Origin of the sequence: Paenibacillus bouchesdurhonensis (genome assembly GCF_900155685.1) — a bacterium.
Classification (GTDB): Bacteria; Bacillota; Bacilli; order Paenibacillales; family Paenibacillaceae; genus Fontibacillus; species Fontibacillus bouchesdurhonensis.
In genome coordinates, this window is sequence record NZ_LT732548.1 from 2,962,861 (window position 1) to 2,985,326 (window position 22,466).

6 protein-coding genes are annotated in these 22,466 nt (G+C 49.5%); all 6 read left to right on the top strand.

The annotated features are described in order from the left end of the window. Position 1: 1 nt before the first annotated feature. Positions 2-9,472 carry an SDR family NAD(P)-dependent oxidoreductase gene (locus tag CZ379_RS17455; RefSeq protein ID WP_110932793.1) on the top strand — a complete coding sequence of 3,157 codons (9,471 nt, stop codon included), beginning with the start codon at positions 2-4 and terminating at the stop codon, positions 9,470-9,472. Further along, positions 9,423-10,055, top strand: coding sequence for an SDR family NAD(P)-dependent oxidoreductase (locus tag CZ379_RS17460; RefSeq protein ID WP_199925660.1), 633 nt, complete (start codon positions 9,423-9,425; stop codon positions 10,053-10,055). Before CZ379_RS17455 ends, CZ379_RS17460 begins: the two co-directional genes overlap by 50 nt. Beyond that, positions 10,052-10,672: an acyl carrier protein gene (locus tag CZ379_RS17465; protein WP_110932794.1), complete on the top strand. Its 621-nt coding sequence runs from the start codon at positions 10,052-10,054 to the stop codon at positions 10,670-10,672. Before CZ379_RS17460 ends, CZ379_RS17465 begins: the two co-directional genes overlap by 4 nt. Beyond that, entirely contained in the window at positions 10,669-21,315 is a 10,647-nt protein-coding gene (locus tag CZ379_RS17470) for an SDR family NAD(P)-dependent oxidoreductase (RefSeq protein ID WP_110932795.1), read from the top strand. Before CZ379_RS17465 ends, CZ379_RS17470 begins: the two co-directional genes overlap by 4 nt. A gap of 155 nt (positions 21,316-21,470) precedes the next feature. Beyond that, positions 21,471-21,734 carry a hypothetical protein gene (locus tag CZ379_RS17475; protein WP_199925662.1) on the top strand — a complete coding sequence of 88 codons (264 nt, stop codon included), beginning with the start codon at positions 21,471-21,473 and terminating at the stop codon, positions 21,732-21,734. Between the two features lie 37 nt (positions 21,735-21,771). After that, a complete protein-coding gene (locus CZ379_RS17480) occupies positions 21,772-22,458 on the top strand; it encodes an MBL fold metallo-hydrolase (protein WP_234404944.1) in 687 nt (228 codons plus the stop codon). Positions 22,459-22,466 lie beyond the last annotated feature (8 nt).

A 22,466-nucleotide genomic window follows, 5' to 3' on the forward strand; every position in this document is an offset into this window, starting at 1 on the left:
TATGGGTGAAGTGAAGTTGAACAAGAACCAAATTCTCGAGCTTGTTAAAAGCCAAGAGCTGGTTCCGTCAGCAGGCGTCCGGCTCTTACATGAGCTTCAAGAGGAAGAAGTGGATAAAATTGCTGTCATTGGCGTCTCCGGGCAATTTCCAGGAGCTGAGAACATCGACCGCTTCTGGGAAAACCTTAAACAGGGAATAGACTCGGTAACGGAAATTCCCGATAGTCGCTGGAGCATGGAAGACTGTTACGATCCTAATCCGAAGGCACCGAGAAAAAGCTATAGCAAATGGTGCGGCTTATTGGAGGATATGGATAAATTCGACCCAATGTTTTTCCATATTTCTCCGCGGGAGGCGGAGCTGATGGATCCGCAGCAGAGGCTGTTTCTGATGGAAGCTTGGAAAGCTTTAGAAGACTCGGGAAACGGCAGGCAAGGACTCGACGGTAAAAAATGCGGCGTGTTCGTCGGCTTTGGAGGAGGAGATTATACCTCCGTGCTGCGAGAGTCCAACATAGACGCTGAAGCTTTCTCTTTCATGGGTAACTCCGGAGCTATTCTGGCAAGTAGAATTGCTTATTTCTTAAATTTGAAGGGGCCGGCCGTTGCTTTGGATACGGCCTGCTCATCCTCTTTGACAGCTATACATCTGGCTTGCGAAAGCATTCGCAGCGGCAGCTCGGATATTGCGCTTGCGGGCGGTGTGATGTTGTTTTCTACAATGGATTATATGGTTATGGCCAGCAAAACAAACATGCTTTCTCCAACAGGAAAGTGCCGAGCGTTTGATGACCAAGCAGATGGCTTTGTCGCTGGAGAAGCTGTTGGAGCTGTCGTATTGAAGTCCTACAAGCAAGCGATTCACGATGGGGATCATATTTATGGGGTTATTGTTGGTTCAGCCATAAATCAGGACGGCAAAACAAACGGAATTACGGCGCCTAACGGCGCCTCCCAAACCCAGCTGATATGCGAGGTGTACGACAAATTCAATATAGATCCGGAAACGATCGGCTATGTGGAGGCTCACGGAACGGGAACACCGTTAGGCGATCCTATCGAGGTGTATGCACTTGCCGATGCGTTTAAGAAGTATACGGAGCGCAAGCAGTTCTGCCCGATTGGTTCTGTCAAGACGAATATCGGGCATACGCTGATCGCTGCGGGAATCAGCGGATTTATTAAAACTTTATTATGTTTGAAACATCGCCAGCTTCCACCATCCCTGCACGTGAGCACACTGAATCGGCACATTGATTTTGAGGGCAGCGCTTTTTACGTAAATCAGAAGTTAATGGATTGGACTCCCAGCGATAGCCATCCGCGCAGAGCAGCCATTAGCGCCTTCGGATTTAGCGGTACCAACTGCCATATGGTTATAGAGGAGTATGTGGAGAAGGCGCTTCCTTCCACGTCGGAATCACACGGAGCGGACAAATCGAACGATTATTTGTTTCCGATTTCAGCTCATAATCAAGAGTCGTTCTGGGCAAACGCGCAAGCGTTGTTAAGCTTTTTGGATGATGAAGGTACAGGGAATGCATCAGCTCTTTCTTACTCCCTGTCTACAGGCCGAACCCATCATGCCGTTCGCGCAGTTATCCTGGCAAGCAGCTTGCCTGAGCTAAAACATCATTTAACCGAACTTCTGAAGGGGAATTGCACAGAACGTCACTTAGGTTTTCCGAGAGAAGCTGTAGTGGGCGAAGCGCTGCCACTTGTTGATCATCAGAGTCCGGACGGTATTGTAAGAGAACTGGCAGCCCGATACGTTCAAGGCGAGCTGCCGGATTGGAGGACGCTCTTCACATCCGATCCGCTCAGTTACAGAAGGCTAAGCTTGCCTTCATATGTCTTCTCTCTTGAGAGGCATTGGGTTGAAAAGCAAGCTCCGGAAAAAGAGACAAAAAGCGATGGTGCCGTGCAGCGATTACATCCAATGGTAGTATCCAACGAGTCTACGCTGGTGGAGCAGCGTTATAAAGTGAGCTTTAGTCCAAACGATTTTTATGTAAAGGATCATATTGTTCAAGACCGCCAAATCATACCCGGGGTCGCATATCTGGAAGCAGCTAGCTTTGCTGCCCGTAAATCGGGTGTCTCGAACTTTAATGGGCTTCGAAATGTGACATGGCTCCATCCCGTGGACGTTGCACAAGAGGATGTTTCGATGTATCTTTCGTTCCATGTCTCGCCGCAAGGGATTCAGTTTGCCTTTCACCGAGCGCTCGGAGCGGACGTCAAAGGAGAAAAGCTGGTCCAAGGCGAGGTGCATAATGTGCCAATCCATGAAGATGAGCCGATTGTGCAGCTAAAAGAGCTGAAGCGGGACGCCGTTCGAATTGAGGGGGAGCGATGCTATGAAGCATTTCATACCGTTGGCTTCCGCTATGGTTCTAGTTTCCAAACCGTTCGAGAACTGCATTATACGGATCGCCATGCCGTAGCGCGGTTGGAGCTGCCTGACGTTGCGCTTGAAGCCGCTTCAGATTATTTGCTGCATCCATCCTTGATGGATGGCGCGCTGCAAACGGTCATCGCGTTTATGCATCATAAGAACCCAGAATTGCAGCAGTCATACGTACCTTTTTCATTACAAAATCTAAACATTTACAGGCCATTAACTAAGCATTGCGAGGCCGTAGTCTCCTATGATGAAGTCAATTCAACATCGGGAGGCAAGAGGTTCCATGTCACCCTGTGTGATCATGAAGGACGTGTCCTTGTGAAAATGAATGACTTCTTGGCTCGGCCAATCGTAATGCCGAAGGCAGAGGTTGCTTATATTAAGACCCGTTGGGAAAAGCAATCCCTGCCGACGCCGGGCACTGTATCTTCAGGATCGGATTTGCTGATCATGATTTGCCAAGACCCGGAGCACACGGACTACTCTTTGCACGACACGGCTTCGATGTATACGATTACGGTCATACGGGGCGAACGCTTTGAACAAGTAAATGAACGCCTGCTGCGAATAAATTTAGATAATCCCGAGCATATTGAGCGGCTGCTGAAATCTTACTCCGGTCAGATGAGCCGGGTGAGCGTCATCGTGGAGGGCGAGCGACAGCCAAGTGTTATGTCCGTAAAAGAAAGCGCTCAACTTAAAACCGTTCCCAGGGTGTTGTTTCATTTAGCAAAGACCTTGCTCACGCTTGAAGGTCCTAAAAATACCGCGCATAGACTTGTTTATGTGTATGCAGATCCAATGCCGATTCATAAGGCAGTTGATGGTTTTTTCCGGGCATTGAAGCTGGAAACAAACTCGTTGCAGTGTAAGACGGTTGAACTAGAGCCTACTGCTCGGGATCAGTGGGTCAAAAAGGGTCTGCAGGAATTGGACGAGGATTCCTGGGCGAGCACCGTGATTCGGTACCGCAACGACGAAAGGTACATAAGCGGCTTTGAAATGTCTACTCCTTCCCCTTCGACTGCTCCTTGCGAAGTGGTCAGTGACGGGGTGTATGTCATTACGGGCGGATTGGGCGAGCTAGGCTTTGAGGTCGGTCATTATACCGCACAAAAAGGCGGTCATCTTGCCCTTATCGGCAGAAGCGGCCTAACGACGGAGAAACAGAAGAAACTCGATCTCCTTAAGCGAGAAGGCAATCAAGTAAGTTACTATCAGGGAGATGTTTCAGATCGTGTATTCGTCCGAGAGGTCTTGAACCGAATTAGGGTCGAGCTTGGCCCGATTCGAGGAATTGTTCATGCGGCAGGCACTCATGCCGACAAGCTTTTGGTCGATAAAACGCTGGAGACATTTGATCAGGTCGCTTCATCGAAAGTATGGGCATCCGTTTGGCTGGATCTGGAAACGCTGGAGGATTCACTGGACTTCTTCGTCTTATTTGGCGCGCTAGCGGGGGTTCTTGGGAATGCGGGACAAACCGATTATTGTTATGGAAATGCGTTCTTGCATCATTATGCCGAATATCGCGAGCAATTAAGGGCTGCCGGGAAGCGCCAAGGCAAAACGCTCTCAATCGCCTGGCCGTTATGGAAAGACGGAGGTATGCGCCCAAGCGAGCAGCAGGAACGTTATTTACAGCAAAAACTGGGTATGCTTCCGTTACCCAAAGAACAAGGAGTTTTGCAATTTGAACAATTACTACTGAGCGATGCCGTAAGCATTGCGATGTTGTACGGCCAGACCGATAAGGCGAAGCGGGAGCTGGAGCGCCAAATCCACGCGGTGAAAACTTCGGTGAGCGTTGAAGATCATCCGCTTCCGGCGAAATCATCGGATGATCATCGGGATCGTTTGCTGGCAGAGGAGCTAAAGGCGGAGATTTGCCAAGTATTGAAGATCCCTCCGGGCTCCATTCATCTGCGGACAGATCTGGGTACGCTTGGTTTTGACTCGTTAACCTTCACAGAATTAGCTGATCGATTGAATAGTCGTTATGAGCTGGCCTTAACCCCGGCGTTGTTTTTTGAATATACAACATTCAACAGTCTCGTTAACCACCTCCGCTCCCTTGGCGCCGGGAAGGGGAATGCAGACGCTGAGGGCGTTCTGGCAAAGCCCGATGTGACGCAGCCTTACGAATCCGATCAGCAGCAGCCTGCCTTGGCTTTGGAGGAATCAGGTCATGAATACGAGCGGTTTTTGCCGTTGGAATCGAGTGCTTCTTATGTAGATCGTCCCGAAGCAGCTGCCGCTCCGACTCCAGGGGGATATGCTCCGATCGCCGTGATTGGAATGAGCGGAATGATGCCACAATCCGATAATCTGGATGATTTTTGGGATAAGCTTGCAGCAAGCCGGAACTTAATCACAGAGGTGCCGCCGGAGAGGTGGTCGTGGGAGCAATACCATGGCGATCCGCACCGCGACAAAAACAAGACCAACTCCAAGTGGGGTGGATTTCTTAACAAAGTAGATCTCTTTGATGCTGAATTTTTCGGAATTTCTCCGAAAGAGGCGGAGCTAATGGATCCGCAGCAACGTTTATTTCTGCAATGCGTGTGGAATGCCGTGGAGGATGCCGGTTACAACATTGCCGAGCTTTCCGGACGAAAGGTTGGCTTATTTGTAGGCGTATCCACTTCTGATTACCAGGAGCTGCTTCGGGAAAATGAGGTGGATATCGAGGCGTACTCTGCTTTAGGTGTTACACATTCTGTGCTGGCAAACCGAATTTCGTATCTGTTTAATTGGCATGGACAGAGCGAGCCGATTGATACGGCCTGCTCCAGCTCGCTAGTTGCGATTCATCGTGGAGTTTCTTTGCTCCAAAGCGGGGAATGCGAGCTAGTCGTAGCCGGGGGGATCAACTGCCTTCTCTCGCCTTCGATTTACATTTCGTTCGGGAAGGCAGGGATGCTTAGCCCAGACGGCACGTGCAAAACCTTCGATAAAGACGCTAACGGCTATGTTCGCGGTGAGGGCGGAGGCGCCATTGTGCTGAAGCCGCTCGACAAGGCAATCCGAGACGGCGATCATATTTACGGTGTTATTCGTGGCAGTGCGGTGAATCACGGAGGACGAACGAATTCGATTACATCACCCAACCCTTCCGCACAAGCAGAGGTGATCGCAGAGGCTGTCAGAAAGGCGGGAATTGAAGCCAGCAGCATCGGGTATATCGAAGCCCATGGCACAGGGACATCTCTCGGCGATCCAATCGAAATATCCGGATTGAAGATGGCTTTTGCCAAAAATGGAGCAAAAGAGGCTGTCAATGAACCATTCTGTGCCTTAGGCTCTGTAAAGACCAATATTGGTCATTTGGAGTCGGCGGCGGGGATCGCAGGCGTGCTGAAAGTGCTTTTGGCGATGAAGAATAAGACAATTCCGGGAAATGTTCATTATAAAGAACTTAATCCATATATTGATCTGAATGGCAGTCCATTTTATATCGCCCAACATACAACAGCATGGGAAGCAGCTACAGACCTTAGCGGCAGGACGCTCCCGAGAAGAGCAGGGGTCAGTTCGTTCGGCTTCAGCGGCATCAATGCCCATATCATCTTGGAAGAGTACGTTTCACCCAAACGGCAAGAAGCAGCGAAGCGGAAGATGAATACCGAAGGGCTTTACCTATTTGTTTTGTCCTCCAAAAAAATAGATCGTTTAAAGGAATATGCAAAGACGATGCAGGACTTTATAAAGCATCGGGGAGACGATCTGAATCTGATGGATCTAACCTATACGCTTCAAATCGGCCGCCAACCGTTCGATGAGCGTTTGGCTATTGTTTTCGGTAGCAAGGAAGAACTGCTGCTCAGCCTGGACGATTACTTGGCAGGACGGGGGAATCTGCGTGTATTCGCTGGACGAGCAGTTGAAAGCGGACAGCTATGGGACGATCTGTTTGCTGATGAAGCAGGCTCGCTTCATCTCACTCAGCTCATTAAAGCAGCGAGGTTCGATAAACTGGCCAAACTTTGGGTTGGAGGGATTGCAATCCCTTGGCACGAGCTGTACAGCGCTAAGCAGCCAATGCGGATGTCATTGCCAACGTATCCATTTGAGCCCCGATCCTACTGGTTGAAGCAAAAGTCAAGCCGTCAATTGCTGCACTTGTCCTATTTACCTTTTGACGGGCCGGCGCGGACAAACGAAGCCAACCGAATCATATACGCCAAAACGATTTACGCTACCGATTGGTTGGTCAGCGAGCATCAAGTGAATGGTCGTCGTATTGTTCCTGGAGCCTATTCGCTTAATCTGGCTGCTGAAGCGATTCGATTAGCGGAGCCGCAAGCGCATTACGAGATCGGAGAGGTAATCTGGCAGCAGCCGATATGGATCCATGAAGCAAGCCGGCAAGTGGAGCTGCGGGTCATTACACGAGAAAGGGGACGCTCTTTCGAAGTGATTTCGCATGACGGGACAGGACAGGAGGTAACGCACTGCAGAGGGGAATATACTCTTAAATCCGCAGCGGGGGCGGCATCGGTTAAAAAGAGAATGTCGATAAGGGACATACAGCGCAGATGCAAGCTCGAGATAGACGGGACAGAACATTACCGCTTAACCGAGGCAGTTGGCTTGGAGTTTGGAAGTGCCTTCCGCACGGTCGAACGAATTCGTTATCATACCGATGAAGCGTTGGTTTATCTTACTGAGAGTGCTCGAGTGGATCAGGCGGCCAGCGTATTGCCTTTCCTAGCGATCGACGGAGCCCTTCAGGGAATTAGCGTCTTTCACCAGAACAAGGCTGATTTGAGACCGCTACTCCCTTTTTACTTAGACAGTCTTGCCTATACGCAGTCATTCAGCACGCCTGCTTACGCTTATATTCAACGAGTGAAAGACAACCAGTTTGATATTGCTTTGTTGGATTCAAACGGGGAAGTCGGTATTATGCTATCTGGCGTTGTGGTAAGCGAAGCGAAGAATGAACGAAAGATTTCAGATATGACCTTCATGCCAGAATGGGTCGAAGCGGCCGCTGTGGAAGAAGAGAGGCCGGGAGACGATGTGCTAATCGTTGTTAATGAAGCGAGCCGGACGCTGGGCGAAATGATCTTAGCCCGCTGCAGAAACGGAAGAGGCCGGTTGCTGGAGGCGGCAGCGCTACGGCGAGGAGCGTCGTTAGCAGAAGTGAAGCAAGCTGACCGCATCTACTTCTTAAGCGGTATGCAGCCTTTGCATGAAGCGGTGGAAGAGGAACGCTTCCTCAGGCAGGCCGAGGAGGAAGGCCTCCTCGCTTTATTCACCCTCATCAAGGAGCTCGATGCATGTGGCAGCGAGCCGCTTGAACGGCGTTTGACCGCCGTAACGGGCAACGTCAGCCGAATTGTGCCGACGGATCAGATTCAACCGAGCGGAGGCAGCCTGTACGGGTTCTTGAATGCGGCCGTGAAGGAATACGATTGGCTGCAAGGCGCCTATTTGGACATTGAAATCCAGCCGGATGGCACCGTGCCTGCGAGTACAGCGGAAGCTATTATGTCGGAGAAATGCGGCAAGGAGCTGGAGGAAGCCGGGCTTCGTCAGGGCCGGCGGTATGTGCGCCGCTTGTATCCCGTGCGTTTAAGCGCTCAGGAGCCAAGCCGATTCCGGCAGGAAGGTGTCTACGTTATCCTTGGCGGCAGAGGCGGAATCGGAACAGAGCTGGCTCGCTATTTGGGTCGAAGCTACCAGGCGAAGGTCGCCTTGATCGGCAGGAAGCCTGAACACTTGCTTACCGCGCAGGAGCAGCAGGAGCTTGAATCCATTGCTTCGGCGGGCGGACAGGTCAAATACGTGGCGGCTGACGGGGGCAGCGAGGCGGAGATGAAGGCGGCGATCCGTGAGGTGGAGGCGCAATTCGGCGCTGTGCACGGGGTTATTCATTCCGCGCTGGTGCTTAACGATAAGCTGATCCGCAATATGACGGAGCGCGAGCTTCGCGAGGTGCTGCGTCCGAAGGTGGACGGGAGTATTGGACTTTACCGGGCCTTGGCGGGCAAACCGCTCGATTTTGTACTCTATTTGTCCTCGGTGCAGTCGTTTACGGGCATGCCGGGTCAGAGCAATTACGCGGCGGCGTGTACGTTTAAGGACAGCTACAGCCGGTACGTTGAGAGCAAAGAGAATTGGCGCGTCCGTGTGATCCATTGGGGCTACTGGGGAAGCGTTGGCGTGGTGGCCGGGAGGGAATATCAAGAACGCATGAGGCGTCAAGGTATTCATTCCATTGAGCCAGAGGAAGGCATGGCGTGTATCGAACAGTCGCTTAGCAATCCGGTAGCACAGGTGGTTATGCTCAAGGCGGATGCGCCAACACTTGCGCGTATGGGGATTCAGTCGAACCGTGAAAGGGTCGTGCTGGAGCCGAGCATCGGAGAGATTCATATAGGCTTTGAAGCTGATGAGGAGGAATTCTTGCAGATCGCAAACGATCCGCAAGGCTTCCGGGAGCTCGAGGCCTACAGCCGCGCGAGGCTGCTGAAGGTGTATCAGGATGCGGGATTGCTGCGCCGGGCTGAGGAGCAGTGGAGCCTGGAGGAGCTGAATCGTAAGATGGGCATCGTACCCAAATACGTGAGGCTCGCTAGAGAACTGCTGCGCATCCTGGAGCGCGGCGGTTATGTGCAGCTGGACGGCGAGCAAGTCCTCGTCACCGCTGCGGCGGAGAAAGGCGCCCTCGGGGTTGAAGAGAGAGGGGATCGACTGGAGACCGAATATGCGGAGGTGCGAAGTTACGTCAAGCTGATTGACGTCTGCATGAGCCAATATGGCGAGCTGCTGCGTGGAGAAGTCGAGGTGACGGAAGTTCTGTTCCCGGACGGCAACATGGATCTCGTCGGCAATATATACAAAGGCAATCCGTTATCGGATTACTATAATCGCAAGGCGGCGGCATGGGTGCGTCGTTATGTAGAAGAGGCGCGCAGGCTGGTCAAAGGCCGCAAGCTCAGATTGCTGGAGGTTGGAGCCGGNTCTTGGCGGCAGAGGCGGAATCGGAACAGAACTGGCTCGCTATTTGGGTCGAAGCTACCAGGCGAAGGTCGCCTTGATCGGCAGGAAGCCTGAACACTTGCTTACCGCGCAGGAGCAGCAGGAGCTTGAATCCATTGCTTCGGCGGGCGGACAGGTCAAATACGTGGCGGCTGACGGGGGCAGCGAGGCGGAGATGAAGGCGGCGATCCGTGAGGTGGAGGCGCAATTCGGCGCTGTGCACGGGGTTATTCATTCCGCGCTGGTGCTTAACGATAAGCTGATCCGCAATATGACGGAGCGCGAGCTTCGCGAGGTGCTGCGTCCGAAGGTGGACGGGAGTATTGGACTTTACCGGGCCTTGGCGGGCAAACCGCTCGATTTTGTACTCTATTTGTCCTCGGTGCAGTCGTTTACGGGCATGCCGGGTCAGAGCAATTACGCGGCGGCGTGTACGTTTAAGGACAGCTACAGCCGGTACGTTGAGAGCAAAGAGAATTGGCGCGTCCGTGTGATCCATTGGGGCTACTGGGGAAGCGTTGGCGTGGTGGCCGGGAGGGAATATCAAGAACGCATGAGGCGTCAAGGTATTCATTCCATTGAGCCAGAGGAAGGCATGGCGTGTATCGAACAGTCGCTTAGCAATCCGNTTGCCCGGAACAGTGGATCGAGCGATTGAGCGAGCAAGGCTTTGAACGGGTGTGCATGCATAATCAGGGCAGTGGGCTGGAATCTCCGCAGGAGCTGATTGTTTCTTTCAGCGACGGGATGATTTCTTGGTCGGGCATGAAATCAGTTGTAAGTGAGCATCGGTTGCCTAATGAGCAAATGCGTTCGAATATGATTCCAAATGTTGTTTCGCCATCGGAGGACCGAGCTGTTGAGGCGCTATCGGCGAAGGATAACCATTTACCTCCTTCACAAAGTTTCCAGACATTTATTGAGTCCACGGTAAAGAGGAGCTTTTTCGATGCGCTTGGCATCAGGGAAAGCTCCGTAGATCCTCACAAGCCATTTAGAGATTACGGCATTGATTCGATTACAGGCGTCAACGTAATCAACGCCCTGAACGAACAACTGGGTATTCAGCTTAAAACCATTGTTCTTTTCGATTACACAACGATTGCAGACTTATCTGAATATATTATTAATGAATATAAAGATCAAATACGTATGGATTCGGCAGAATTTGAGGCCGCCGAATCTGAAGATCCGCTCAAAACGATGCTTCGTCAGCTTGAGCAAGGCTTAAAAACGGTTGAGGATGTCAATGACTTTCTGGAGAGGATAATATGAACCCAATCAAACAAGAGCAGTGGAATATTATCAATATGATACAAAAAGGCATCATATCTGCTGAAGACGGGTATAATCGCCTGCTAAAGTTGAAAAAAGAAGCAGCAAGCGAAAAGGATGCGACGCGAGTGATACCGCTGGACTTGAGTCTGGCGGATCACCCTTCCGCTTCGAATCACATCTTGTTCGGCCAGCAGGTAATGACGATCGACGGATTGGTAGAGCTAGTCCTAGGAGCGCTATTCGGTGAACGAAACGCTTTGCCTATGAGCTTGAGCAATCTTCATGCGCTAGAGCCCTTGGCGGCTCCTCTTGGCGTTATATCGAAGCATTCGCTCGTCATTGAGTACCGGAGCGGCGATGGCTCATTCATCCTGCGAGATGCCGTGGGAACGCCACCAAAAGTTTACTTGAAGGGGATTGTCACAGAGCATCCAGATCAGTTATTACCGCAAAACTTCGAATTGACTCAAGGTTTTTCGGAAAAGGATGCCTCACTCTTGGCGGATGAGGATATTTATAACATTAACCAGGACGTCTACATCGGCGATTTCTACCGAAATTTGTTCGATTTCAGAATATCAGGCAGCCAGGCGGTTTTTCAGCTTCGTCCTCAGAAAATAGGCCAGTTCGTTCTAGACCCAGCCGTCTTGAACAGCGTAATCCTTGGCGGAATTAAGCTAGCACAGTATAGTCGACTCCACAGAGATAGCTTCTATGTGCCGGTTTCCGCCGATCGAATTGATCTGTATCAGGCTAGGGAAGGCGCTCAGCAGAGTGTAGTCGATTATCCGCTGCAAGGTTTTTTGGAGCTGCAAGGCACAGACGGGGATGACTTGTTAATCAATGCTGCAATTGTGCAAGCCGACGGGACGACCATATTATCCTGCGAAAACCTGCGTTTAAAGCGAATTCCCGCAGAGTCGTTAACAGCGTCGGCGGGCGCTCCCTCTTTGCAGTTGTCTCAGCCATCGGCCGCAGAGGCTGATGATCAGGAGATTGCAATTATTGGTATGTTCGGACGCTTTCCCGAAGCGGAGAATTGCGAGCAGTTTTGGCAGATGCTCTCCGATGGACGATTAGGAATCCGTGAAGTGCCTAAGGATCGCTGGAATATCGACGAGCTGTATAGTAAAAATCTCGGTGATTATGGAAAAACGTATTGCCGCTACGGCGGTTTTTTATCCGATATTGACCAATTCGACGCCCGATTTTTTAATATGTCGGACAAGGAAGCTGAATTAACTGATCCCCAGCAGCGTTTGTTTTTAGAGGCTTGCTGGAATGCCCTGGAGGATGCCGGTTACGCAAACGATGCTATCTCTCGTTCCGCCTGCGGCGTATTTGTCGGTGTGGGTCAGAGCGATTATCAGGATCGGATGAAAAATGAGAATGTCCAGGTCGGGCCTCAATCTTTCTGGGGCAATGACAGTTCGGTTCTCGCCTCGCGGATTTCATATTATTTAAACCTAAAGGGGCCGAGTATTGCTGTCAATACGGCATGCTCCTCCTCCTTAGTATCTGTCCATCTTGCCTGCCAGAGTATTTTGTCGGGAGAATGCAAGATGGCTTTAGCAGGCGGAGTTTTTATAGGGACTACGCCTAATTTCTTTATTGTGAGCAGTAACGCTCAAATGCTATCGCCGGATGGAGCCTGCTATGCATTCGACCATCGGGCCAACGGCTTTGTACCTGGCGAAGGGGTAGGGGCTATCGTATTAAAATCGAAGAAGCAGGCAATCGAGGACAACGATCTTATCCTTGGTGTAATTAATGCCAGCGCTCTGAACCAGGATGGCAAGACAAACGGCATTACTGCGCCGAGCTCACTCTCTCAATCGGAATTGGTAGAAAATCTGTATCAAAGTGCTGGCATTGATCCCGAGACAATTTCATATATCGAGGCTCACGGCACTGGCACGCCGCTCGGAGATCCTATTGAGTTTGAAGCGTTAACCCGCACGTTCCGTAAGTTTACGAACAAGGAGCAATTTTGCGCGCTTGGTTCCGTGAAGGCCAATATCGGGCATGCGGCAACAGCGGCTGGCATTGCCAGTATAATCAAGGTGCTGCTTGCAATGAAGCATAAACAGATACCTCCTTGTATTACCTTCGAACGTGAAAATCCGAATATTCATTTGAATAAGAGCCCGTTTTATATCAATAAGGAACTTATTCCTTGGCCGAAAGCCGGACAATCGCCGATGCGCGCGGCTGTGAGTTCCTTCGGTTTCAGCGGTACGAATTGCCATATTGTTATAAGCGAGCCGTCACCGCTAACGAGAAGGTCTGTTTCTACCCGTCCGTATCTTGTCCCTTTGTCTTCACGAACAGCAGATTCATTAAAAGAGCAGATGCTTCAATTGATCAAGCGGCTAACCTGCGGGGAAGAGCTGTTGTTAGCCGATGCCGCCTACACATTGGGCTGTAGAAGAAAGCATTTCCAGTATCGAAAAGCGTTTATTGCTAACAGTTTGGAAGAGCTTGTCCACCAGATTGAGTTGGCGCTTAAAGAGCCTGCTATCTCTCCGGGCAGGATAGCTCAAAACACTGATAGAGGAAGTAGAGCGGACAAGTCATGCCTGCTGACACATGCCGCAGATTGTCAGGATAAGTCAAGTCAATGGTATCTTGAGCGGCTAAAAGAGGCGGGTAGTCAGTATGAAGAAGGTGCCGAGCTAAATTGGGACTTACTATATCGGGACGAGGATGTAAGAGGCATCTCCCTGCCTACCTATGCTTTCCAAAAGCGCAGTTATTGGTTGGAAGTAAACGAGTTTGCAGATTCTCAACCGATCGACAGAAACGCTAAAAGTAATGATTTAAGAGAGGCGCTGGGAGAAGAGACATTATTTTATAGAAGACAATGGAAATCTGTAGCTCCCTTAGGTGTGGATGACGTCGAGCGAGTACCGATGTTTGTCGTTACGGACGTGGCTGAAGCGGAAGCTAAGCAAGACGGTGATATCCGAATCATCACGGTTAACCATTCTGATTGGCAGGATGATTGCCGGTCATTAGGCGAACGGATCGCGATGGCAGTGCTAAACGGAAATGGTCAAAACCCGTTTGAACGCGTAAAGCTGGCGATCCAACTAAGAGGAAGGGAGCAATCGTTTCAGCAAGATAACTTTGGTGACGAAGATGAATCATACAAGGAACTGTTGACGCAAACCTTCTACCTTCTGTTTCAGATCGCCCGTTCGCTGTCCCAACTAAAGGCGGCAAACATAGATATCGTCTATGTTTTTGAATCAACAGATCAAGGTGCGGTTCCCTTCCATGCCGCACTGGAAGGATTGAGCAAAGCTATTGTTTTGGAGCAGACGCGATTTGCGATTCGAATTGTGGAGCAGCACGGAAATTCAGAACTCAGTTACGGTTTGCATACTGTGTTACAGATGGAATTCGCCGATTTGGCATCTTCAAGAGGAGCCGCTTACGTGCGTTACGTATCGAAGGACAGGCAAGTTTTGTCGCTTCATGAGGTGCATCTTCCGGCTGTTGCCACGGAGCCAGCTCAGTTGCAAACAGGTGGAACATATTTGATCACAGGCGGGCTGCAAGGGATCGGATTCTCCCTTGCGATCTATCTGTCGAATGTTTACCGTGCCAAGCTTTATCTTGTGGGCAGATCGCCTGTAAATGGTGAAATAGAAGCCAAGTTGAAGCGCTTGACCGAATTCGGAGCAGCGGCCCGATATATTCAAGCTGATGTGACTGTGCCCTCAGAGGTTCAGTCAATGGCCGAAACAGTGAAACATTCTGATTCACAGCTTGATGGCATCTTCCACTGTGCCGGCTCCATCTCGGACGCCCTAATAAAGAATAAGCAGGCGATTCAAATGCAGCAGGTACTCGCGCCAAAGGTTGTTGGAACCATCCACTTGCTTCGCTACTTGCAGCCAATAACGAAAGATTTCATAATGCTATTCTCATCAATTGCTTCTTTGTTCGGTGGTAGGGGGCAGACGGATTATGCGTACGCCAACAGCTTTATGGATCATTTAGCGATGCAGTATAGCAGCATGAAACGTCCGTATTTATTAAGCGGTAATTGGTTCTACTGGCTTTGCGGAGGCATGCGCCCTGAATCCGAAATGCTCAGTTATATGCAGCGCGGCTTTGGATTGCAGCCCGTTACAGAGGAGGAAGGAACCGCTGCGATCGAACGCTGGCTACGGTCAGATTATGCGAATCTATTGATTCTCCAAGGGAAGCCTTCGAAAATTCGTCAGGCGCTAGCAGCTTGGGATCAATCGCAAATTTCTGCAACGGGCAAGCGAGCGGCTGACGGCCTGAAGGAGGATGCTTCTACAAGCGAAACCAAGTCGTATATCAGTGAGCTAGAAATGCTGCTGAGAACGATCATTTCCGAGGAAACAAGCATTCCCGCCGAGGAATTGGAAGGGCAGTCGGGCTTTGAAGCGCTAGGCTTGGACTCCCTGATGATCAGCAATATTACAGAGCATTTAGGGAAGTGGTTTGAAGGTGTTCCTAAAACGATCTTTTTTGAAATATTCACCTTACACGATTTAGCCGTATATTTAAATGATAAATACCCATCGGAATGCAAGTCATTATTTGGCGAAGCTCATAAGAAATTAACAAATTCAGTCTTCGAAGACTATCCGATGCAAGGATTGTCAGAAGCAATTGATTTCCCGAAACTTAATGAATCGGTTAAAGGTGAGAATAAGGCTCCGCGCGCTGACATAGCAGTCATCGGAATAAGCGGCGTTTATCCAAAAGCATCGAATCTAAATACATTTTGGGAGAACCTGAAGGCGGGTGCTGATTGCGTTGAAGAAACTCCCCTCGAACGATGGAAGGATTATTTCGAGACTCCAGAAGGCAAGCTCGAGCGGCGGGGGTATGGCGGTTTTATTGCGGAACATGACTGTTTTGATCCGCTCTTCTTCAGAATTTCTCCGAAAGAAGCGGAGTGGATGGATCCTCAGGAAAGATTATTCATCCAAGAAGTATGGCATACGTTGGAGGATGCGGGTTATACACGGGCATCACTGCAAGGACAAAAGGTAGGCGTGTTTGTTGGCGTCACCAATGGTCACTATCAGCTTAACCAGACCGAGATCGACGGCAAAGTGGTAACGCCTTTAAATTCCTATGCGTCCATTGCGAATCGCATCTCTTATTTGCTGCATTTGGATGGGCCGAGTCTCGCTGTTGATACCATGTGTTCTTCGTTTGTAACAGCGCTGCATCTTGCTTGCGAGAGTCTAAAGCGCGGCGAATGCGACTTGGCTATTGCAGGTAGCGCAAACCTAATCATGCACCCCAATAAGCAATCACAGCTGCATCTAAGCAAGTTTGCCTCGACTAAAGGCCGCTGTCATAGCTTTGGTATGGAGGCTGACGGCTACGTTCCGGGTGAAGGAGTAGGGGCCGTATTATTGAAGCCCGTTCTCCAAGCGGAAGCGGATGCCGACTATATCCATGGGGTTATTAAAGCGACCAGCGTCAATCACGGTGGACGCAGCAACGGCTACACGGTACCGAATCCTAGGGCGCAAGCAGCCGTGATCGTAGATGCTTTGGCCAAGGCAAAGGTTCATCCTGAGGATATCGGCTACCTGGAAGCTCATGGCGCGGGTACTCCGCTAGGTGATCCTATTGAGATTCAGGGACTTACCCAGGCCTTTGAAAAGCATACAAACAAGAAGCAATATTGTGCGATAGGCTCCGTGAAGTCCAATATCGGTCATCTGGAAGCGGCTGCAGGTTTAGCTGGTCTGACGAAGGTTCTTTTGCAACTTAAGCATAAGAAGCTAGTGCCCACTCTTCATGCGGAAGAGTTAAACCCGGACATAAAATTTGATCAAACACCGTTTATCGTCCAACGCACCCTTGCTTCCTGGGAGCCTGTTGCCAAGGAGCTTGAAGACGGCAAAGTAGTTCAATTACCTCGTTTAGCGGGGATTAGCGCCTTCGGAGCTGGTGGAGCCAACGGACATGTCATAGTTGAAGAACATTTAAACGATCATATTCAGCAGTTTGACCGCTTAACAGAGGAGTGCGAGTTGTTTGTCTTCTCGGGGAACGATGCCTCTTCGCTACAACGGACAGTAGATGCATTTTATGCTGCATTTGCCGCACCGAAGGATGATGTGAATGAGACTCACGTCAACGATGCTCGCCTCGATCAGGCAAAACAGGATTTACTGCATATATTAGGTGAATTGTTTCATACCCCGCAGGAGCTGTTATGTGAGGACTACTGTATCGGGGATTACGTGGCCGACTACTATGATCGGGTCAGGCTGTTTCAAAAGCTGCTTGATCAAGGCTATTCAGAATTGAAACCTGAACACGAGTTGGAGCGAATGACCATTCGTGATCTGATTTTGACATTGGCCCGTTCGGTAAGGGGGAACAGGGAGTCCGAAATAAGCCTTCCGTATCGTCTAAGCGATGTGGCGTATACGCTGCAGACAGGCCGAGAGCCCCTCAAGGAACGGCTGGCTATACTGGCCCATTCCGGTTCAGATTTGATTTCCAAGTTGGGAATGTGGCTTAAGCAACCTGAGGTTCTAGTACATCCTGAGGTATACTGCACTCTTGGTGTTGCATACTTAGCATCCAATCAAGTTCAACGAGAAACGCCAACAAGCCAACGAGACTTGCAGCTTACTAATTCTGATTTACATCAGCTAGCGCAGGCTTGGATCGCCAGACACCCGATTGACTGGAGCAGCCTAAAGAGGAAGGATGCTGTGCGAAAGGTGCCGCTTCCAGGTTATGCGTTCCACCCAGAACGCTACTGGGTAAAGCATCCAGCAAAATCGACCTCTGTTGGGACAGAACAACACCTGCTACATCCATTAATTGGGCGTAATGTTTCTACGTTGGAACAAACGTTATTTTCAACCATATTTACCGGTCAAGAATTCTTTTTGAATGATCACATTCTACTGGATAGTAAAGTACTTCCGGGCATGGCGTATCTGGAAGCAGCAAGATATGCCGCATCGCAGGCAGCCGGTAGTTCCGTTACTAGTATTCGGAATATGATGTGGAGCCGAGTATTTAAGCTTGAATCAACTCCAATAACGATGTTGGCTGAGCTGTCGCAAGACGTCAAGGGCATATTATGCGAATTTAGCTCAGGTGATCCAAACCAGCGTACGATTCATGGCTCTTGCCTGATTTCTACGGGAGCCGCAGAGGCTGTGCCTGCACAATCTATCGAGCAGCTGCAATCCAGGATGAGTGGTTATTTAGACGGAACAGACATGTATCGTTATTATCAAGCAGGAGGACTTGATTACGGGCCTGCTTTCCGAATGGTTCAGTCGGTGCGATATAACGACAAAGAAGCATTGGCAAGCCTGAGCTTACCAGCTTCGCTAGAAAGCAGCTTCGATGAATTTGTCTTCCATCCATCCATGCTGGACGCGGCATTTCAGGGTGGAATCTGCATTCAATCGGACGATGAGCTGTCTCAGACGCGCACGCATATCCCTTTCTTTTTGGAGGAAGCGATTGTGTATCAACGGCTGGAACGCGAATGCTATGCCCACATTACTCTGGCGCCACGTGGCGGTCAGGAAGCAAATGCGGATACAAGCATACGTAAACTGAACTGCCGATTGTTGTCCAAAGGCGGCGACGTTCTTGTGGAACTGAAAGGATTTACGGCACGTGCGGCTCAGTTGGAGCAGCCCGGGAATCACCTAAATAACGCAAAACCATCCGTTCCTTCAACACAGAATACACCGTCATCTGTGAGTTACTATAGACCGGTCTGGGAGCTTGCGCCTATTGCAAATAACCAAAACGCAGCTAAGGAATCGGATGTTATCGTTGTATTTGACTCTACCGTAAACCGGCTGGAGCAATTGATGAGAAAAGCAGCCCCGGCCCGAGTTGTGCTGGTAGTAGAGGGAGAAGAGTATGCTCGTACAGGAGACCACAGTTACTCTTTAAGGTTAAATCAGCCTGGGGACTACATACAGCTCCTAAGTAATTTGGCAGAGCGCGGAACGATTCCAACGCATATCATTATGGCTTGGACAGCTCGGAAAGCAGCCCCTCTGGAAGATATGTTCCTTAGCGGGGAGATCCGTGATAGGGTTCATTCCGAGTTGAATTATAGCGCAATAGCAATGCTCCACTTGCTTACGGCATGGAAAAAGGTGTTGGATAAGAAACAAGTGGCGCTGCTTGCCTGTGAACCGATCACCGATGGGCTGGAGCGGGTGTTATCGAGCACAGTTCGCGGATTTGCCCATTCGCTGAAGCTTCATCTGCCAACGGTTCATATGAAGTCCGTTCAACTGCCAATCCTGATGATTGAAGAGCAGCCGGAACGACTAATTAGCGAATTGTATGAAACGCAAGGGAGCAAGCAAATTAAGCTTCTTACGGACTCGAACGAACGCTACGAACGCCGATATCTGGCAATGGATATGCCCACCCCGGAAAGCTCGCTTCTTCGAACGGGGGGGACCTATTTGATTACTGGAGGGATGGGCGGAATCGGGAAAATCGTCGCTCGTCATCTTGTGCGAAACTACAAAGCCAATGTTGTCCTGCTCGGAAGGTCGCCGTTAAATGAGGAACACCGCGCCTTTCTGAAGGACTTGCAAAGCAGTGGTTGCAAGGCCAGCTATTTCTCTTGCGATTTAACAAACGAAATCGAATTGCAGAGCGCACAGCAGCAGTGGATGCAAGAATTCGGTTCGATTGAGGGGGTCATTCATGCTGCGGGCATCATGAGTCAAAAGGATTTTCTTAACAAAACAGAAGATGAACTGCATTCGATTATGGATCCGAAGATCGCAGGAACGATTGCATTAGACCGAGTCACGCAAAAGGAGCCGCTACGCTTCTTTCTTTCGTTCTCTTCCACCGCATCCATGTTGGGGGATTACGGAAGATGTGATTACTCCGCCGCCAACAATGCTCTGGACGAATTTACCGCGTTTAGAGAAATGCGGCGTATGAAGGGTTTAGCTTCAGGTGCCAGTTATGTAATTAACTGGCCGGTCTGGGAGGACGGCGGGATGCATCTCGGAAGCCGAATATCGGAAAGTCAAATGCTGCAAGCCCAAGGTCTGCAATATTTGACAACAAGGGATGCGCTGGATGCGATGGAAGCTATACTGAGTCAAGCAAGCAGTCAGGTGTCTGTGTTTTCTGGCGATCCAGATAGAATTCGCATGTGGTTATCGACAGCTGTCGATGTTGAAGCAACAGCTAAAACAACGGGTGCCCAAAATGCAACACAGGCTAAACCGACTGCTGATGAAGTTCAATCAGTCGGAATGAATTCCTCCGAAACCATTAGCTATCCTGACATTGTAGAGCGGGTTAAGGCTTTAATATCTCAGATGGTGCAGGTGGAGAAGAGTAGGCTGGATGCCGATGAGAAGCTAGATGCTTATGGATTTAATTCCGTGACCATTACGGAACTATGCAGCATCATTAACGACGAGTTCGATCTTGATTTGAACCCGACAATTTTCTTCGAATATTCTACTATTGGTTCGCTATCCGGATATATTGGAAGGCTAAGCAAAGCGGAGGCAGAAGTAGAAGTTGATATTCACGTCTGCTCTACGGACGAAGAATCAGCCGAAGCTGAAACCTTGAAGATTACTCAGAATATCTTCTTGGTTGAGAAGCAGATGATCGATTCGAACGATGCGCTGACAAGGTATATGCAGCAATGTACTCAATGGTATCAGGATGATGAGTTCCAGTTGCCGGAGAATATGCTGACGCTTGCTCCGGAAGAGATCGTCGATCCGCCAAGCAAGCAGTCACTTCTGCATTTTATGGTGAAAATTGGAGATTTAAGGGTCGAGCTCTTATCGATCGGCAAGGGTCCGAAGTTATTGATTATTCCCGGATTCGGTATATCCGGCATGAGCTTAATCCATCAGCTCACTGATATGGCACAGCACTTTCAATTGCTAATTATTCACTTGCCAGGTTCAGGATTAAGTGACGGAATGCCTGATTTACTCTATCCTCCTACAGTAGCGGGGACGATCAAGGATGTGCTGGATGCAGTTAATGTGAATGACTCTATTCATGTTATGGCCTTCTCTTTCGGCGGGCTGATTGCACAAGAGCTGGTCAAGCAATATCCACAGCGATTCCGTACGTTGACCTTAGGCTGCAGCTTTACACGTACCGATTCGGCAGATACTTCAGAGCAATCATTGGAAGAGAAATTCAGGTCTGATTTCAGCCATATGGAAAATGCAGATCAATATTATGAACTTTACTTAGCGAGCAAATGCGTGAATAAGTCATCGTTTGATTACTTGCCTAAAGCGAGCTTAACGACTTATACCACCATTCCGGGCATTCGTGACATTTCACTTCCTACTTTAGTGATTTCAGGACAGCTCGATGCCGTAGTCGATTGTGAAGAATCGGAAATCATTGCTGAGCATATCCCTCGATCAGTGCATGTTCGATTCCCTCAAGGAGGCCATTGTGTGAACATAACGAACCCGTCCGAATTTAATCGAATTGTTCAATTATTCATTGAGCATGACGGCCTGGTTCCTCTTCGGAAGTGGAACGAGTTACAGGAAATTCATGAAATTAATATTTGCAGAAATTTCGAGATTAACAATCAAATCTCAAGCGAGGGTTCAGTCGGATGATAAGTAGTTTGTCTGATGCGACGGTATGGAAACTATATTTGACACGAGGGAAACAGGTCTATAAGGCAGCTCTTGGCTTCTAATCGAAAAATCACGAAGATTTCCCCCTCAGCGAGCTCGTCCTTCATCCCTCGGAGCTGGATCATTTGCATAGGATGACCTATGAAAAAAGACAGCAAAGCTACCTACTCGGAAGGTATGCGGCCAAAGCAGCGATTCACGTACTTGAGCCTTCATTTGCCATGCGGGATATTCTTATCTCGCATGGTGTATTTCAACAACCGATTGCGAATCATCACCTTGCACATCAAATTTATATCTCGATCTCACACCGTAAAGAACTTGCGACGGCTGTAGCGTTTGAAGAGGCTCATCCGATGGGGGCGATCAGAAATTTATTTAGAAGTAAACGAAGTTAACCCTTCTTAAGGATGGGCGGAAAGGAATGAAAGCGGCTTGAGGTTTAGAAGCGTGCCCTCGTACGAGTTGCATGTATTAAAGGTTGCAAACGGTTTTTTTAGTAATTACATATATATGATCGTTGACCGGAAAACAAGGTACGCCGCGATCATTGACCCTGCCTGGGAGTGGGAAAAGATCACCTCCTGGATAATAGACAAGCGTGCGAAAATTCAAGCCGTCTTGTTAACCCATACGCATTACGATCATATTCATCTGGTGGAATCAGTGATTCAAGCTTTTGATGCACAGGTTTACGTATCGAGGCAGGAAGTCGAAGCTTATCAATTTTCGAGTCAAAATCTCCAACTGTTAGAAGCTTGGGATCATATTCGTATCGGCGATACAAAGATAGAGGTTTTACTCACACCAGGCCATACCGCAGGTAGCGTATGCTTTCTTTTACAGGACGCGCTTATTTCCGGCGATACCTTATTTGCTGAAGGTTGTGGTATGTGTAACTTCCCTGGCGGAGATGCGGAGCAGATGTTTAATAGCTTGCAGATGCTTAAGCGTTTGGTGCCTCCTTATGTGAGGGTTTATCCGGGACACTCTTATGGCGAGGAGCCTGGGCAATTTTTCGAAGCTGTCATGGAACGCAATATTTATTTGCAATTGGACAAGAAGGAGCATTTTATTTCGTTTCGGATGCGTAAGAACCAAGTATTTAGAAATCCGCAATAGGAGGAGTA

Coding starts and splice junctions, on each gene's coding strand:
- CZ379_RS17470 (WP_110932795.1), top strand. CDS start 10,669: ATGAACCCAATCAAACAAGAGCAGTGGAATATTATCAATATGATACAA.
- CZ379_RS17475 (WP_199925662.1), top strand. CDS start 21,471: ATGACCTATGAAAAAAGACAGCAAAGCTACCTACTCGGAAGGTATGCG.